Below are 15,658 nucleotides of genomic sequence, written 5' to 3' on the forward strand. Positions count from 1 at the left end.
ACAAAACTCATGACCTACGTCCTTACTGTCCACTGCACCTCGAAGCGGGGTATCGTGGCCGCCGTGTCCGGTTTTCTCGCCGAGCAGGGATGCAATATCACTGACGCGTCACAATTCGACGATGCCGAAACCGGAAGCTTCTTTGCCCGGATCAGTTTTGTCCCGGAAACCGGCACAGGGCTTGACGCCTTGCGAGAAGGGTTCGGCCCGATCGGCGAGGCCTTCGGCATGCAATGGGGCATCCACGACACCGCAGACCGCATGAAAGTCTTGATCATGGTCTCGAACTTCGGCCATTGCCTGAACGATCTTCTCTACCGCTGGCGCATAGGAGCCCTCCCGATCGAAATTGTCGGTGTCGTCTCGAACCACATGACCTACCAGAAAGTGGTGGTGAACCACGATCTGCCTTTTCATCACATCAAGGTCAAAAAAAACAACAAGCCCGAAGCTGAAGCACAGCTTTTGCAGGTTGTCGAAGATTCCGGTACTGAACTGGTCGTCCTTGCGCGGTACATGCAAATCCTATCCGACAGCCTTTGCCAGAAAATGTCTGGTCGGATCATCAACATCCACCATTCGTTCCTGCCCAGCTTCAAGGGGGCTAACCCCTATAGACAAGCCTTTGAACGCGGAGTGAAACTGATCGGAGCAACGTCGCATTACGTGACCGCCGAATTGGATGAAGGCCCGATCATCGAGCAAGACACGATTCGCGTAACTCATGCGCAATCGCCCGACGACTATGTCTCGCTAGGGCGTGATGTAGAAAGCCAGGTGCTTGCACGCGCGGTTCATGCCCACATTCACCGTCGAGCGTTCCTAAACGGCGACAAGACGGTGGTCTTTCCTGCCTCTCCTGGAACCTACGCAAGTGAGAGAATGGGTTAAGGCCAGAACCAGCACGTCAACGTCCCCTTCACGACCTCTGATTCCTAAAGAACGCAACGATGCGGTCGGGGAACAGAGCGTTCACTGTTCATGCAAAAAAAGGGTCATCAAAATGCTTAACTCTGAAATCTCCACCCGCCGCGATGACGCCATCTCTCGGGGTGTCGGCATGCAGACGCAGGTCTATGTCGAACGCGCCTCCGGGGCCGAGGTCTGGGACGTCGAAGGCAAGCGTTATATCGACTTCGCCGCCGGGATCGCCGTGGTCAACACCGGCCATTGCCATCCCAAGGTGATGGAGGCCGTGCGCCGACAGACGGAATCTTTCACCCACACCTGCCATCAGGTCCTACCGTATGAAAATTACATCCGGCTGGCCGAACGGCTGAACGATAAGGTGCCTGGCGACTTCGAGAAGAAGACTGTCTTCGTTACTACCGGTGCCGAAGCGGTCGAGAACGCGATCAAGGTCGCGCGGGCCGCCACCAGCCGCAACGCTATCATCGCCTTTGGTGGCGGCTTCCACGGCCGGACTTTTATGGGGATGAGCTTGACCGGCAAGGTCGCGCCTTACAAGAAGGGCTTCGGGGCGATGATGCCCGACGTCTTCCACGTACCTTTCCCGGTGGATCTGCACGGTGTGTCCACCGCCGACGCGCTGGCGGGGATCGAAAAGCTGTTCAAGGCCGATCTGGACGCCGACCGTGTGGCCGCGATTATTTTGGAACCCGTTCAGGGCGAAGGCGGCTTCTATCCCGCCCCCGCCGATCTGATGCGCGGGCTGCGAAAACTGTGCGACGCGCATGGCATCCTGCTGATCGCGGATGAGGTGCAGACCGGGTTCGCCCGGACCGGCACGCTCTTTGCGATGGAAGCCTATGACGTCGCCGCCGATATCACCACCATGGCCAAGGGTCTGGCCGGGGGCCTGCCGCTGGCCGCGCTGACCGGCCGGGCCGAGGTGATGGACGCCGCCGTACCCGGCGGCCTGGGGGGAACCTATGGCGGCAACCCCCTGGGGATCGCCGCGGCCCATGCGGTGCTGGATGTCATCGAAGAAGAAGACCTCTGCAACCGCGCCAACGAACTGGGATCACGCCTGAAACAGCGGCTGAATGCGATCCGGTCGCGCGTGCCGGAAATGGTCGACGTGCGCGGCCCCGGCTTCATGATCGCGGCCGAGTTCAACACCGCCGACGGCAAGGCCCCGAACCCCGAGATTACCAATGCCATCCGGGCCGAGGCGCTGTCCCGCGGGCTCGTTTTGCTGACCTGCGGTGTTTATGGCAACGTGATCCGTTTCCTAGCGCCGTTGACTATTCCCGACGATGTCTTTGCCGAGGCAATGGACATCCTAGAGGCGTCGATCGACGCCGTAAAAGGGGCCTGAGATGAAGAACATGATGACCTTGTCCCTGAAGGACCCGAGCCTTCTGGAAACCCGCGCCTATGTGAACGGCACCTGGGTCGAAGGCGAGGCGCGCTTTGATGTCTTCGACCCCGCCACCGGTCAGCTTGTGGCTTCGGTCGCGGATCTGGACGTGGCCGCAACGGCGCGGGCGGTGGATGCCGCCCATGCCGCAGGCCACAACTGGGCGGCGATGACCGGCAAGGAACGCGCCGCGATCCTGCGCCGCTGGCACGATCTGATGATCGAAAACGCCGATGATCTGGCCACGATCCTGACCGCCGAGATGGGCAAGCCCTGGGCCGAGGCGCGGGGCGAGATCCTTTATGGGGCGTCTTTCATCGAATGGTTCGCGGAAGAGGCCAAGCGGATCTATGGCGATGTCATTCCCGGCCATCAGCGCGACAAGCGGATCATGGTGCTGAAACAGCCCGTGGGCGTCGTCGGGTCGATCACGCCCTGGAACTTCCCCAATGCGATGATTGCGCGCAAGGTCGGTCCGGCCCTGGCGGCTGGCTGTACATTTGTCGCCCGTCCGGCCGAACTGACGCCTTTGTCGGCGCTGGCCATGGCGGTGCTGGGCGAACGCGCGGGCATTCCGGCGGGGGTGTTCAACGTGATCCCGTCGACCGATGCCTCGGGCGTGGGGAAGGAACTCTGCTCCAACCCCAAGGTGCGCAAGATCACCTTCACCGGGTCGACCCGCGTCGGCAAGATCCTGATGGAACAGGCCGCCGGCACCATCAAGAAGATGTCGCTGGAGCTCGGAGGCAACGCGCCTTTCATCGTCTTTGACGACGCCGATCTGGACGCCGCCGTCGAAGGTGCGATGATCGCCAAGTTCCGCAACAACGGCCAGACCTGCGTCTGTGCCAACCGGATCTATGTGCAATCCGGTATCTACGACGCCTTTGCCAAAAAACTGAAAGAGGCCGTGCGCCAATTGCATGTCGGCAACGGCTTTGACGAGGGCGTGACCACCGGTCCGCTGATCAGTGAAGCCGCGGTAACCAAGGTTGAGGCGCATATCGCTGACGCTTTGGACAAAGGGGCCGAGGTGACTACCGGCGGCAATCGGACCAACACCGGGGGCACTTTCTTTGCGCCGACGGTCCTTAAGGGTGTGACCCGCGACATGCTGGTCTGCCACGAGGAAACCTTTGGCCCGCTTGCGGCGCTGGTGCGCTTCGACACCGAAGCGGAAGTCATCGATATGGCCAATGACAGCGAATTCGGCCTGGCATCCTACTTCTACGCCAACGATCTGTCCCGCGTCTGGCGCGTGGCCGAGGCCCTGGAGTCGGGCATGGTCGGCGTGAACACCGGGCTGATCTCGACCGAGGTGGCCCCCTTTGGCGGCATCAAGCAGTCCGGCCTGGGCCGCGAAGGGTCCAAATACGGGATCGAGGACTTCCTTGAACTGAAAAACGTCTGTTTGGGCGGCATCTCCTAATCCGCCCAATCTCTGGGACGGTGGTCCTCCTGCCATCGTCCCAAACCCTTTCCCCATTCCCGGAAACTCAACACATGTCCTCCGACCATTCTTTTTTAAATGACGTGAACCAAATGTTCTCGGACGCCGCACAGCTGATGTCCATGGAGGAGGGTCTGGCGAATAAAATCAACGTCTGCAACGCCTCTTATATTACCCGGTTCGGCGTGCGGCTGCGCGGGAAGATGTACACATTCGAGGGGTGGCGTTCGGTGCATTCGAACCACCCAAGCCCCGCCAAAGGCGGCATTCGCTATGCGCCCTATGCCGATCTTGATGAGGTCGAAGCGCTGGCCGCTTTGATGACCTACAAATGCGCGCTGATGGACATCCCCTTTGGCGGCTCAAAGGGTGCGCTGAAAATCGATCCCTCGGAATGGGAGCCCCATGAGCTTGAGCGGATCACCCGCCGCTTTGCGCAAGAGCTCGCACGCCACGATTTCCTTAGTCCCAGCCAAAACGTCCCCGCGCCCGATGTCGGCACCAATGAGACAACGATGATCTGGATCGCCGACGAATACCGCCGGATGAAGTCCGGCGATATCAACGCGCTCGCCTGCGTCACCGGTAAGCCGCTCGCCATGGGCGGCATTGAGGGGCGGATCGAGGCGACGGGACGTGGGGTGCAATATGGCATTCAGGAATTCTTCCGCCATCCCCAGGACCTGGCCCGCACGGGGCTGCCCGACGGGCTTTCGGATCGCACGGTCGTGATCCAAGGCCTTGGCAACGTAGGGTATCACGCGGCCAAATTCCTCGGCCTTGAGGATGGCTGCCGCATCATCGCGGTGATCGAACGCGATGGCGTCGTTCGCAATCCCGACGGCCTCGATATCGACGCTCTCAAGGCACATGTCATGGCCACGGGTGGCGTGGCAGGCTTTGATGGCGGGACACATGATGCAGACGGCACAGCCGCACTGACAGACGCCTGCGATATCCTGATCCCCGCCGCGCTCGAAAGCGTCATTACCAAAGACAATGCGCCTCATGTAAAGGCGCGCCTGATTGTCGAGGCGGCCAATGGCCCGATCACTTATGACGCCAACACAATCCTACGCGATCGAGGCATCGTGGTTATCCCCGATCTCTTCGCCAACGCAGGCGGTGTCACGGTAAGCTATTTCGAGTGGGTCAAGAACCTGACCCACATCCCCTTTGGCCTTATGGAACGGCGTCGTGACGAACGCGGTCACAGGGTGCTGACCCAATCGATCGAACATATGACAGGTCGCAGCTTCCCTACTGAAACGGCCCAAGAACTTATGAGCGGCGCGCGCGAAATTGACCTTGTTCGGTCTGGGCTCGACGACAAGATCCGGTCTGCCTACGCCGAGATGTCGATGCTTTGGAACAGCAATCCTGAAATTCCCGACCTGCGCACCGCGGCCTACGTCATTGCCGTAAGGCGGCTTGCAGAGATCTACAAGGCACTTGGAATATGACACTTAGAAAGACGAACCCGCCACGGATCGTCATCGTCGGTGCAGGGGCTGCGGGACTAAACCTGGCCACCAGGCTAAGCCGATCGCTCGGCAGGAAAAAGGCCGCCGAAATCACGCTTGTCGACGAAAACCTGACCCACATGTGGAAACCCTCGCTGCATGAATATTCTGTCGGAACAAAGGGAAGCGACGAGGAAATCAGCCTGCTCGAGCATTCGCACCGAAATCGCTACAATTTCCGCCTTGGGCGGTTCGCGGGCATCGACCGGGACCGGTGCATGGTGCAGCTTGATCCTGTCAACGATCTGCACAACCGACCTCTCGCGCCGCTCCGATCCCTGCCCTACGATATCTTGGTGCTGGCCATCGGCAGCCGCTCGAACGACTTCGGGACACCAGGGATCAAAGAACATTGCCTGATGCTCGACACGCCAACTCAGGCGAAACGGCTACAATCTGAGCTACTCAACCTGTTCCTGCGGCTCGAAACAGGTGCCTTGGGCAAAGACCACAGTAAGATCAATATCAATATCGTCGGCGGCGGGGCAACCGGTGTGGAGCTGGCCGCGGAGCTGCGCGAAGCAACCGAGCAGCTTGCGCATAACGGTATAGACCGCCTGAGAGATCCCGGAATTGTTCACATTCGCATCATCGAAGCGGCCCCAAGAGTTCTTGCTGCCCTTCCGGAAAAGGTTTCGAAGAAAGTCACACGACATCTTGGTGAACTTTCGGTGACCGTTTCGGTCAATGCGCGCGTCCAGCATGTGACCTCGCAAGAAGTTCACCTAGCTGACGGAACGATTCTTCCAACAACCCTGACAATCTGGGCAGCCGGCATCAGAGCACCCGAGGTCGTCGGCACGCTTTCGACGCTTGAAACTGGTAGCCTTGGCCGGCTGAAGGTACGCCCTACCCTGCAATCGACACATGACGAAAAGATTTATGTGATTGGCGATTGTGCCGAATGCGTCTGGCCCGAGAAGGACGGATTTCTGCCCCCCCGTGCACAGGTCGCAACCCAGCAAGCCGAGTTTCTTGAGGCGCAACTCACCGCGCATCTTGCCGGTAAGCCCCTGCGGAATTTCCACTATATTGATCGCGGCTCATTGGTGGCGATCAGTCAGGAAGGGGCGGTTGCGGCTCTCATGGGAAAGGCAATCGGAACCGTTACCTTCGAAGGCTGGCTCGCACGGCGCGCCTATAAATACCTGCACTTTCAGCACTTGAGTTCTGTGCAGGGCTGGTTTCGCGCGGTCGTTCTGACTGCCTTGGGCAAGGCGATGAGACGCGTCAGACCTCGGCTCAAATTGCACTGACCAGTGCACTTCATCATAGCACATATCGGAATAAGGGTGCTTACAAGCGAAATAAATTTTTGGCTTCAAGGGTGTCACAACTGCTTTTCTTACCAACCCCAAATTTCCCCGTAGAATTCGTCCTCTACAACCTCCCTGTGGACGACCAACTGGCGGCACCGGTATTGCCGGTGCCGCCCTTTTCCGAAAGAACGATTGAACGGCCCATAATGTTAGCGAGACTGATCATCCCGTGACCTGCGCATCGGCAGTCATCCCATTCCGGCAATCTCGCGCCGTTCCTAGAATTCTTCTCTTCACCTCCGAATGTAACATATATCGCGTGGCGATATTTCGCGCAGCGTGCCCGTTTCGCGGGCATGAACTTGCGGGACCGTGTAGCACTGAACATCCAGGACTTGAGACGCGCCCGCGGCCTCAGCCAGGAGGAGCTTGCTCATCGGGCCGACGTGAGCCGCGGCCATATGGGCAAGGTCGAGAACGCCAAGTTCGCAGCCTCCCTCGACCTTCTCGAACGCATCGCCAAAGCGTTGAACGTCGACCCCGAAGAGCTCTTCGCGAAACGCTAGTGCGTTTCCTGAGGCTTTGATCCCGTCCCCCCTACGCGAGAGGCATAACGGCAAGAACAGTACGAGTGGCGCGGATACATGGCGAAAAGAAAGACAGGCTGGCCTTTCCAGGAAGGGTTTCTGAACGATGGTGCGCAGGAGATTCACCTGTTCACTGATTACCGTTGGAATGATGGCTCGGTGAGCCGCCGTTGGCATGTCGATCCGGAACGCTTTGATGCCAGCCTTGCCGAGCTTCGCCCGGTTTCCCTGAACACATCGGACCGTTCGGATCAGTAAGAGAACCACTCCGAGTGGCCCATGTTGCCCTCGTAGTCGCCGAATTCGACCATGATGCTCCGAGAGTAGAAGTGCCAAAGGCCACCGCCGGTTGGGTAGGCAATCTCCTGCCCGCTTTCCGAGATGAATGTCGCGGGCCAAGGCGTGTGGGAGCCGTAGACCCGCTGGATGTAGCGACAGGTCCGGTTCTCGCGATCGCAGGAGCGGATCGACCAGTCCCACTGACGCGGCTCGTCACGCGGCTCGTAGGAGCGCCCGGTGAACCAGATCACATGGGTTCGGTTCAGCCATTCATACTCCGGCAGGTTGGTGTCGAGTTCGCCCTCCCCGCCGGGACCGCCCAGCTCGACCGGCACATGGGCAAAGGTGCAGACTCCGAAGGGCGGCAGGCTCGGCCAGGGTGTGATCCGACGAATCATCGTGCGATAGGCCCGCGCACAGACCGTGCTTGGCGGGAAACCGCCCGCCATGCAAAGCATGATGGCGCAGTCGATGTCATACGCCTGCGCCTTCTCAGGGGCTCCGAGCGCCGCCATCACCCCCAAAGCTGCCGCCATCGCCTGTCGTCTCATGTCACGCTCCCGCAAAAGTTGCGGCGACTATCGCGCAATATGTATTTATCTGCAATATGTCGTATTGACTCCATATGACTTTATGGCCTTAGTGTCGTGAAGTAGAAGGGCTCTCATGGGGAGAGTCCGAACATGCCGATAGCGCGCAACCAGATCCTGATCACCATCGATGGTGTCAAAGACCTGTCCGAACAGGGCATAGCGTTCCGCTGCCGGTATGAACTCGTGGGGTTCACGGACGATGGCAAGCCGCGCTACCAGTGCATCTACCTGCGCGAGGGCGAGCCGGAAGCCATTCTGGTCTCGACCAGGATCACCCCGCACGGGCCAGAGCCGCGGTATTTCAACATATGGCCGGGGCTCTTCAAACATCATCTCGAGTTCGGTGACGGGCGCGATCTGCGCTTTGGTCCTGACTACAGCATCACCCTCGAGGAGCGCGGCTGACGTCATCGCCTTCGGTCGCGACGGCACAGCCCGGACTTCTGGCTGGACGTTTCACGGGGAAAGACCTGCTTGGGCTGGTCTGGATGCTTCCGCTGAGGCAGAGGTTGTTCTGGCATCGTTGGATGCTGCGCTACCGTCCGATCACGACGACATCCTCTCCCTGATCCAGACAACTGCCGTCCGCCACCAGAGGAACCGTGCCCTGCGCCAAGTTGGTCTGGTTGCCGACGACTGGCAGGTCCTGTTCCGCGCCCTGGTCGAGGCCGAAAGCAGCTACAATCCGACTGCCGTCAGCCCCAAGGGCGCTTACGGCCTGGGCCAGTTGATGCCGAACACCGCCCGCGCCCTCGGCGTCGATCCGCGCGATCCGTCCCAGAACCTCGATGGCGCCGCACGCTATCTGCTCGCACAGCTCGCCACGTTCAAAGACATCGACCTGGCGCTCGCGGCCTACAACGCAGGGCCGCACCGCGTGGTCGAGTATTCCGGTATCCCACCCTTCGCCGAGACCCGCGACTACATCGCGCGCATCCACCGGATCCGGTCCCGACTCGCGGGTACATCTGTTTCCGCGCCGGACATCCGTGTCGCGACCCGCGTGCCTGCTCGCGCACCGGTCCTTATCGAACTTCAGTAAAACAAGGGAACTTCGCATGCTTCGACATCGCCTCAGCCGCCTCTTGCCTGCCACCACAACCCTGGCGGCTTTCGCAACGCCTGCCCTCGCGCAAGACTTGTCACCGATCCAGACCATGCTGGAAACCGTCGAGGCCGCGCTGACCGGTCCGATCGGAATCGCGGTTGCCACGCTCGCCGTCATTGGCACCGGCTTCATGTGCATGATGGGGCGGCTGAACTGGGGCTGGTTCGCCTCGGTCATCATCGGGATCGTGCTGATCTTCTCGGCCGGCACCATCGTCGACGGCTTCTCCTGAGAAGAGGCCCGATTGATGACTTCCCTGCAATCTTGCATCCTACGGTCGCCTCGAACGCGTTGTGCTTCGCAAACGCTGCCTCGAGCCGACCTGCGGATTCAATTTCATTGCTAAGCAGGGAAGCATCGAAGTGGCAGAACGATCCCCCCTGTTTCTGGGCCTCGCCCGTCCGCCCAAGTATCTGGGCTTGCCCGTCGGATACCTCGTGGTTCTGGCGACCGGGGTCGTTCTGCCGTTCATCTGGACCAAGTCGATGGTCTTCTTCCTGATCGGCCTTGTCGCCTATCCGATCCTCTGGTTCGTCGCTGACCGCGAGCCGCATTTCTTCGAAGTGCTGCGCGTCTCCTATGGATCGGTGCGCCCGACGAAGAACCGCGCCCTGCATGGAGGCGACAGCTTTGGCGCTTGATGCGGGCACACTTTCCACTCCCGGAGCGGCACTCCTTCAGGCTGGCGGTGGGGCGTTCGCGCGGGAAAGCTATCTCGCGGAGCACCTGCCGTATTTCGCGCTTGCCGATGACGATGTGATGGTGCTGCGCGAGGGCGATTTCCTGGCGACCCTGCGCCTTGATGGTCTGAACCCGATGACCAGTGAGGACGCCCGGCTCGACGCGCTCAAACGCGCGGTCGCGGCCATCGTCGCCCAGACCGGCAATGCCTTCGGCTTCTACATCCACCGGATCTCGGTCCCGCAGGATCTAGGAATGCGCGCGATCGAGGGGGACAGCTTCGCCGCCGCGATCGATGCGCGCTGGCAGGCACATGTCAAAGACCTCCGCCCCGCCAAGCGCCAACTCTATCTCAGCGTCATCCGGCGCCCCGACATCTCAGCCCGCATCCCGTTCCTGCGCGCACTCGCCCGCAAGACCTGGGTCAAGGACCGGGCGACACGGGTGCAAGAGCTGAACGAGGTCATGGGCTTCTTTGAAGTAGCGCTTGCCTCGGCCAACCCTGTGCGGCTGACCCGCAAGGGCGGAGAATGGCTGGGCTACCTCAACACGCTGAACGCGGGCAGCTTTTCCCCCATCGCCTTCGGGCAAAGCGCCCTACCCCTTTCACACACTCTGAGCAATTGCCGAGCGACCTTTGATGGCGACGTCGTCACCCTGACCGACGCTGTAACCGGCCAGGTCAAATACGGCGCGATTTTCTCGATGAAGACCTACCCGGCATTGACCGATGTGACGCTCCTCGACGCGCTCGACCTGCCCCTCGACATCGTGCTCACGAACTCCTTCAGCCCGATCCCGAACAATATCATGGCCGAACGCATCCAGCGCATCATCCGCCAGATGCATGCCTCCGACGATGCCGCCGTCTCTCTGCGCGAACAACTGGGCCAAGCCGCCGACGACCAGGAGGCAGGTCGCATCGCCTTTGGCGATCATCATCTCTCCATCGCCGTGTACGCCCCGGACCGCGACATGCTCGAACGCGCCGCCGCCCAGATCAAGCGCGTCGGTCAGGAAATCATGTCGGTGATCGTGCGCGAAAACATGGCGCTGAAAGCCACCTACTTCGCACAATCCCCCGGCAATTTCGGCTACCGGGCGCGCAAGACGCCGATCTCCTCGATCAATTTCGCCGACTTCGCGGCCCTCCATGGCAGCGTCGAGGGGCGCGGACCTGGCCAATCACCCTGGGGCCAGACCATCTCAGTCCTGCCCACGGTCGGCACCTCGGGCTATCGCTTCAATTTCCACGAGGCGGGAAGTCGCGTAAAGGAACCCACCGTCGGTCACACCCTCGTTCTGGGGCGCACCGGCACCGGCAAGACGCTCACCACTGCGTTTCTCGCAGCCCAAGCGCAACGGGTCGGCGCGCGGCTCTTCTTTTTCGACAAGGATCGCGGCCTTGAGATGGCCGTGCGCGCCCTCGGCGGGCGCTACAACGAAATCCGTGCCGGGGTGCCGTCCGGCTTGAACCCTCTCGATACCGAAATAGACGAACGTGGCCGCGCCTGGCTTTCGGACTGGCTTTCGACCCTTCTTTCCCGGGCCGGAACCCTCACCGGCGAGCAATCCCGCCATATCCAGAGCGCGGTTGCGCAAAATGCCCATGCCGAGGGTTCACTCCGGCGCTTTGCGAGTTTCGAGACGCTGTTCCAGTCGCTCGATGACGATGGCGAGTTGCAGTCCCGCGTTGCCGAATGGGCCCCGGGCGGCCGCTATGGCTGGGTCTTCGACGAGCCGGAACAGGGTGCCGGGCTTGAACTGGCTTCCGACATCATCGGTTTCGACATGACCGAGATTCTCGACATGACCACCGAGCGGATGGCGGTGCTCTCCTACATCTTCCGCCAGATCGAACGTGTGGTCGAGGACCGCCGCCCCACGATCATCGTGCTCGATGAAGCCTGGAAGCTTCTCGACGATCCCTATTTCGGGGCGCGGCTGGAAAACTGGCTGGTGACGCTGCGCAAAATGAACTGCGTCGTGATCATGATGACGCAGTATCCGAGCCAGCTGCGAGACAGCCGCGTCGGCAAGACCATCGTCGAGACGGTGCCGACCCAGATCCTCTTCCCGAACGACCGCGCCACCATCTCGGATTACGACTTCCTGCGCGTGAACGCCAAGGAGGCAGCACTCCTCGTTCAGCCCACCATCGGCCAGCGCATCGCGCTGGTGCGCTCGGCGGGCGACAGCGTCTTCGTCGATGCTGACCTTTCCGCCTTGGGCACCCTCCTTCCCATCCTTGGCGGCGGCGCCACCGGCGAGGCCCGCGTGCCCGCCGATTGGCGCGCCAATCCCGATTTCTGGAGACATGTCCTATGAGTTTGAAACCGCTCCTCGCGCTTTGCACCGCCGCAGGCCTGCTGTCGGCTTGCGAGACATACACCGAGAAAACCTCGCCCTGCTTCGGGCGCAATGGCGAGCCGCAGGTGACGCGGTCCGCGCTTTCCTTGTCAACCATGGGCGCACCGGTGCAGGCGGCCAAACCCGACTGCACCTTCGAGCCCCTGCCCCGTCCGGAATGAGCCGCGCCGCGATCATATCCGCCGGGCTCTGCCTCAGCCTCAGCGCCCTGCCCGCGCTCGCCCAGGGCGTGCCGACGCAGGACAATTCCGCAATTGGCCGTGCCATCGCGCGGGTGGCGGCTTTGGCTGAAGACCTCGGCGTTCAGCAGGACAAGGATCGCACTGAGTCCTCGCTGGCCGATGTCCGAGCCGACCAGCTGCGCGTCCTCGAAGAGATGACCGCCGCCATCACCGGTCCTGGCTTCGATATCCGCGCGCTCGAGGGCAATGCGGATTTCGGGGTGGCGGCGGTCTATCCCAATACCGACCCAAGCCCGATGGTGAGCCGCCTCTTCGGCGAGGGGCGCGAGACCGTCGAGATGATGATCGTCGAGGTGGCGGGCGAGTTCGCAGGCGCCCCCGGTGTGGCCCGCGCCGGTCTCTCGGCCACCCAGTGGCGCTGCCTCTTCCAGGCCCTAATCAAGCAGGAAAGTCGATTCAATGTCGCCGCTGAAAGCCCGGTCGGGGCCTTTGGTCTGACCCAGCTCATGCCCGGTACTGCCTCCGATCTCGGCGTCGACCGATACAACGTAAAGGACAACCTGCGCGGCGGGGCGCGTTACATCACCACCCAGCTCAATCGCTTCGGCAATATCCCCCATGCGCTTGCGGCCTATAACGCGGGGCCGGGCCGGGTTATCGAATATGGTGGCGTGCCGCCCTTTGCCGAGACGCAAGGCTACGTGCGCAACATCTCGAAATTCTACAACGAATACCTGGCTGTCGTGGGCGGTGCCGACGCGCTCGGGACGCTCTCGCCCTCGGATTTTGCTCTGGCCGAATATGCCAGCATCTCCGAAGCAGGCGTCTATTACGCCGCCGACAGCTCCGCCAGCACCGAGCAGGTGATCAGCCGCCTGCGCGCCATCATCCTGCAGATCGATGCCCAACCCAATGCCAAGGCGGCCTGGGAGCTCAACACCTACGCCAAGGCCGAGATCGGCCGCATCCTCAACCTCCGCGTCCGGCTGATGGCCGCCAACCAGCAGCGCGAGGCGGCCTATGCGCAACACCTCGTCGCCGACCGGCTGGCCGAGCGCGACTTCATGCAGATGGGAGTTCCTGAATGAGACACCTTCTCCTGACCGTGGCCGCAGTCACCACATTCGGGCTCGCCTCGCCCGCGACGGCCCAAGGCGTGCCGACCTTTGATGGCTCACAGCTTGGCCAGCTTGTAGCCCAACTCGAGCACATGGCCGAGGACCTGAACGTCCAGATGCAGCAGCTCGCCACCATGCGGCTAGAACTGGAAACCCAGCTATCGCAGTTGACGAACTTCGAGGCGCAACTGACCTCGCTGATCGAAGGCAGCGGGTTAGGCGAACTCTTCGCCACCGTCGAAGAATTCCGCGCGCTCCGCGGCAAACTGGTCGCGCCCCTCAATACTGCGCAATCGCTGGCGAGCGGGGATTTCCTGAGCGGGTTCAATCCCGGCGCGGAGCTGTCAGCGTCCGTCGAGCGGGTGCTTTCGGGGAGCGGTTTCACCTCGGAACGACTGAGCACGCTTTCGGGCTCCGATCAGCCTGCCGACAACCGCATCGCCACCTCGGCCGGGGCCAGCGCCATGTTGTCGGTCGCGGCGCAGGAAAGCCACGAAGAGGCCGGGCAAAGCCTTGAGCGGCTCGAGACCATGGTGGGGCTCATCGACGATCAGGACGGGCTGAAAGCTGCGGTCGATCTCAACACCCGCGTCACCGCCGAGCTCGGCATCATCCTGACCCAGATCTGGCGGCTCGAAGCGGCGCAAGGCGTCAGCGCCGGCCAGCTGGGCGTCGTCGATGCCGCGACCCTCGCGGATGAGCGCAAGTTCCGCTCGATGGCGGTGGATCCATGAGGTTTTCCATCCGCACCCCGAGCCGTTTCACCTTGATGGAAACCGGACTTCTCGGCCTTTCGCTTGCCCTGCCGCTCGGCCTCCTTGTCTTGCCCGACGCGGCATCGGGTCAGGATCGACCCTTCACCTCGATGGAAATCGCACGGGATGACGCCGATGCGTGCCGGGTCCCGAAACCGCCCATGGATCTCGCCGAAACCGCTTACCTGCGCAACGGCTACCGCGCGATCCTGCGCATCCTGATTGCCGAAGAAGCGCTCGCCTCGGAAACCTGCATCTGCCTGCTGGGCAACTTCACCTGGGATCAGGCCTTGGGCGCCCTGCCCCGGTTCCAGACCTCGGACAACCCACGCCTGCCCTTCAAGGTGCTGGACCTTTACGCGCAGGCCGACGCGCTCGAGGCGCAAGTTGTGGAGGCCTGTGCCAAGTAGATGGGGGTCATTCGCGACATCCTCGGCCAGGTCGACGCCGCGGTGAACACCGTGGCGCAGGACGGGTTCGTCTCCTCGGCGGCCTCGGTCGGCAATGTCATCTCGGCGGGCGCGACCCTCCTTGTCGTGCTTCTCGGGATCAACGCCGTGATGCAACTCCGCCCCCTGCCCTTCGGCACCGGCTTTGCCTTCGGGATGAAGGTGGCACTGGTGGGCATATTCGCGCAGAGCTGGGATAATTTCAGCGTCATTTATGACATCGTCACGCAGGTGCCCGACTCCGTCGGCGCCTCGATCCTGGCGCTCACCGGGTCGGGCGACGAGGCCGGGGTTTATGAAAGCCTCGACAACATGGTCGCCCGCATCACCGCCTATGGCGATACGATCGGCGACCGCGCAGGCTGGGTTTTTGGCGCGGTCCTAGGCGCGATCTTCTTCGTCCTTTCCGCCGTTTTCGCCGCCGTCACCGCGGGGATCATCGCCTTCGCCCGCATTGTCTTCGCGCTGATGATCGTGATCGCCCCCTTCATGATCGTGACCTCGCTCTTCAAGCCGACCCAGTCCCTCTTCGAGGCCTGGACCCGCGCCACCATCGGCTATGCGCTCATGCCGGTCGCCGCCGCCGGGGCCGCGGGCATCATCGTCGCCATCGCCGAGGCTATCGGGGATGCCTCCGCCGATCCCGGCGATGTCGAGACCGTCAGCCTGATCCTGCCCTTCCTCGTCATCCTCATCCTCAGTGCCGGGATCATGGCCTCGGTGCCCTACATCGCGTCCAACCTCACCGGCGTCGTCGGCATTGCGTCCAATGCCGTGGGCCTGACCGGCCTCGCGCGTCAGGGCTTCGTGAACACGCGGGAGTATGGCGCGGGCGCGACCGCACGCCTCGTCACCGGCAAGTCCCCGCATGAGCTGAACCAGATGGCCAATGCGGGCGTGGTGAAGACCGGCGAGATGATCCGGCAAAGCCCCGGCGCGCTCCTCTCCGCCGCCAAATCCTTCCGCAAACCCTGATGTGAA

The 15,658-nt window shown here is 61.8% G+C and carries 18 protein-coding genes; 17 read left to right on the forward strand and 1 reads right to left on the reverse strand.

Annotated features, from left to right (window positions below):
* Window positions 1-9: 9 nt before the first annotated feature.
* The 7 genes from purU (at window position 10) to SULPSESMR1_RS24270 (ending at window position 7,400) form a co-directional block, all read left to right on the forward strand.
* Window positions 10-891 (forward strand): formyltetrahydrofolate deformylase, encoded by an 882-nt coding sequence (gene purU / locus SULPSESMR1_RS24240; protein WP_089423599.1) that lies wholly within the window; start codon window positions 10-12, stop codon window positions 889-891.
* Between the two features lie 112 nt (window positions 892-1,003).
* Window positions 1,004-2,281 carry a 4-aminobutyrate--2-oxoglutarate transaminase gene (locus SULPSESMR1_RS24245; RefSeq protein ID WP_067263955.1) on the forward strand — a complete coding sequence of 426 codons (1,278 nt, stop codon included), beginning with the start codon at window positions 1,004-1,006 and terminating at the stop codon, window positions 2,279-2,281.
* A 10-nt stretch (window positions 2,282-2,291) separates the two neighbouring features.
* Window positions 2,292-3,752, forward strand: coding sequence for an NAD-dependent succinate-semialdehyde dehydrogenase (locus tag SULPSESMR1_RS24250; RefSeq protein ID WP_434223029.1), 1,461 nt, complete (start codon window positions 2,292-2,294; stop codon window positions 3,750-3,752).
* 113 nt (window positions 3,753-3,865) lie between these two features.
* On the forward strand, window positions 3,866-5,236 hold the full coding sequence (locus tag SULPSESMR1_RS24255; protein WP_250161500.1) for a Glu/Leu/Phe/Val family dehydrogenase: 1,371 nt from the start codon (window positions 3,866-3,868) through the stop codon (window positions 5,234-5,236).
* Entirely contained in the window at window positions 5,233-6,552 is a 1,320-nt protein-coding gene (locus SULPSESMR1_RS24260) for an NAD(P)/FAD-dependent oxidoreductase (protein WP_089423602.1), read from the forward strand. Before SULPSESMR1_RS24255 ends, SULPSESMR1_RS24260 begins: the two co-directional genes overlap by 4 nt.
* Window positions 6,553-6,911: 359 nt before the next feature.
* On the forward strand, window positions 6,912-7,121 hold the full coding sequence (locus tag SULPSESMR1_RS24265; RefSeq protein ID WP_089423603.1) for a helix-turn-helix domain-containing protein: 210 nt from the start codon (window positions 6,912-6,914) through the stop codon (window positions 7,119-7,121).
* A 78-nt stretch (window positions 7,122-7,199) separates the two neighbouring features.
* Complete coding sequence (locus SULPSESMR1_RS24270; RefSeq protein ID WP_089423604.1) at window positions 7,200-7,400, forward strand: hypothetical protein; 201 nt, start codon at window positions 7,200-7,202, stop codon at window positions 7,398-7,400.
* On the opposite strand, the gene SULPSESMR1_RS24275 is transcribed toward SULPSESMR1_RS24270, so the two are convergent.
* Window positions 7,394-7,972 (reverse strand): hypothetical protein, encoded by a 579-nt coding sequence (locus SULPSESMR1_RS24275; RefSeq protein ID WP_089423605.1) that lies wholly within the window; start codon window positions 7,970-7,972, stop codon window positions 7,394-7,396. The genes SULPSESMR1_RS24270 and SULPSESMR1_RS24275 overlap by 7 nt on opposite strands.
* Window positions 7,973-8,104: 132 nt before the next feature.
* Here SULPSESMR1_RS24275 and SULPSESMR1_RS24280 point away from each other — a divergent pair, with 132 nt between their 5' ends.
* From SULPSESMR1_RS24280 to SULPSESMR1_RS24325, 10 genes are all read left to right on the forward strand, one after another.
* On the forward strand, window positions 8,105-8,419 hold the full coding sequence (locus SULPSESMR1_RS24280; protein WP_007120603.1) for a hypothetical protein: 315 nt from the start codon (window positions 8,105-8,107) through the stop codon (window positions 8,417-8,419).
* A gap of 118 nt (window positions 8,420-8,537) precedes the next feature.
* Window positions 8,538-9,056: a lytic transglycosylase domain-containing protein gene (locus SULPSESMR1_RS24285; RefSeq protein ID WP_250161501.1), complete on the forward strand. Its 519-nt coding sequence runs from the start codon at window positions 8,538-8,540 to the stop codon at window positions 9,054-9,056.
* A 16-nt stretch (window positions 9,057-9,072) separates the two neighbouring features.
* The gene (locus SULPSESMR1_RS24290; protein WP_038070146.1) at window positions 9,073-9,354 is read left to right on the forward strand and encodes a TrbC/VirB2 family protein; all 282 of its coding nucleotides are present in this window, start codon (window positions 9,073-9,075) and stop codon (window positions 9,352-9,354) included.
* Between the two features lie 130 nt (window positions 9,355-9,484).
* Window positions 9,485-9,763, forward strand: coding sequence for a type IV secretion system protein VirB3 (locus SULPSESMR1_RS24295; RefSeq protein ID WP_038070148.1), 279 nt, complete (start codon window positions 9,485-9,487; stop codon window positions 9,761-9,763).
* Complete coding sequence (locus tag SULPSESMR1_RS24300; RefSeq protein ID WP_198362934.1) at window positions 9,738-12,131, forward strand: type IV secretion system protein B4; 2,394 nt, start codon at window positions 9,738-9,740, stop codon at window positions 12,129-12,131. The genes SULPSESMR1_RS24295 and SULPSESMR1_RS24300 overlap by 26 nt, the downstream gene beginning before the upstream one ends.
* Window positions 12,128-12,334, forward strand: a complete 207-nt coding sequence (locus SULPSESMR1_RS24305) for a hypothetical protein (protein WP_089423607.1) — start codon at window positions 12,128-12,130, stop codon at window positions 12,332-12,334. The genes SULPSESMR1_RS24300 and SULPSESMR1_RS24305 overlap by 4 nt, the downstream gene beginning before the upstream one ends.
* Entirely contained in the window at window positions 12,331-13,443 is a 1,113-nt protein-coding gene (locus SULPSESMR1_RS24310; RefSeq protein ID WP_089423608.1) for a lytic transglycosylase domain-containing protein, read from the forward strand. The genes SULPSESMR1_RS24305 and SULPSESMR1_RS24310 overlap by 4 nt, the downstream gene beginning before the upstream one ends.
* Complete coding sequence (locus SULPSESMR1_RS24315) at window positions 13,440-14,207, forward strand: type IV secretion system protein (RefSeq protein WP_089423609.1); 768 nt, start codon at window positions 13,440-13,442, stop codon at window positions 14,205-14,207. The genes SULPSESMR1_RS24310 and SULPSESMR1_RS24315 overlap by 4 nt, the downstream gene beginning before the upstream one ends.
* Window positions 14,204-14,638, forward strand: a complete 435-nt coding sequence (locus SULPSESMR1_RS24320; RefSeq protein ID WP_250161502.1) for a hypothetical protein — start codon at window positions 14,204-14,206, stop codon at window positions 14,636-14,638. The genes SULPSESMR1_RS24315 and SULPSESMR1_RS24320 overlap by 4 nt, the downstream gene beginning before the upstream one ends.
* The gene (locus SULPSESMR1_RS24325; protein ID WP_089423610.1) at window positions 14,639-15,652 is read left to right on the forward strand and encodes a type IV secretion system protein; all 1,014 of its coding nucleotides are present in this window, start codon (window positions 14,639-14,641) and stop codon (window positions 15,650-15,652) included.
* Window positions 15,653-15,658 lie beyond the last annotated feature (6 nt).

Source organism: Pseudosulfitobacter pseudonitzschiae (assembly GCF_002222635.1).
In the GTDB taxonomy this organism is placed as follows: Bacteria; Pseudomonadota; Alphaproteobacteria; order Rhodobacterales; family Rhodobacteraceae; genus Pseudosulfitobacter; species Pseudosulfitobacter pseudonitzschiae_A.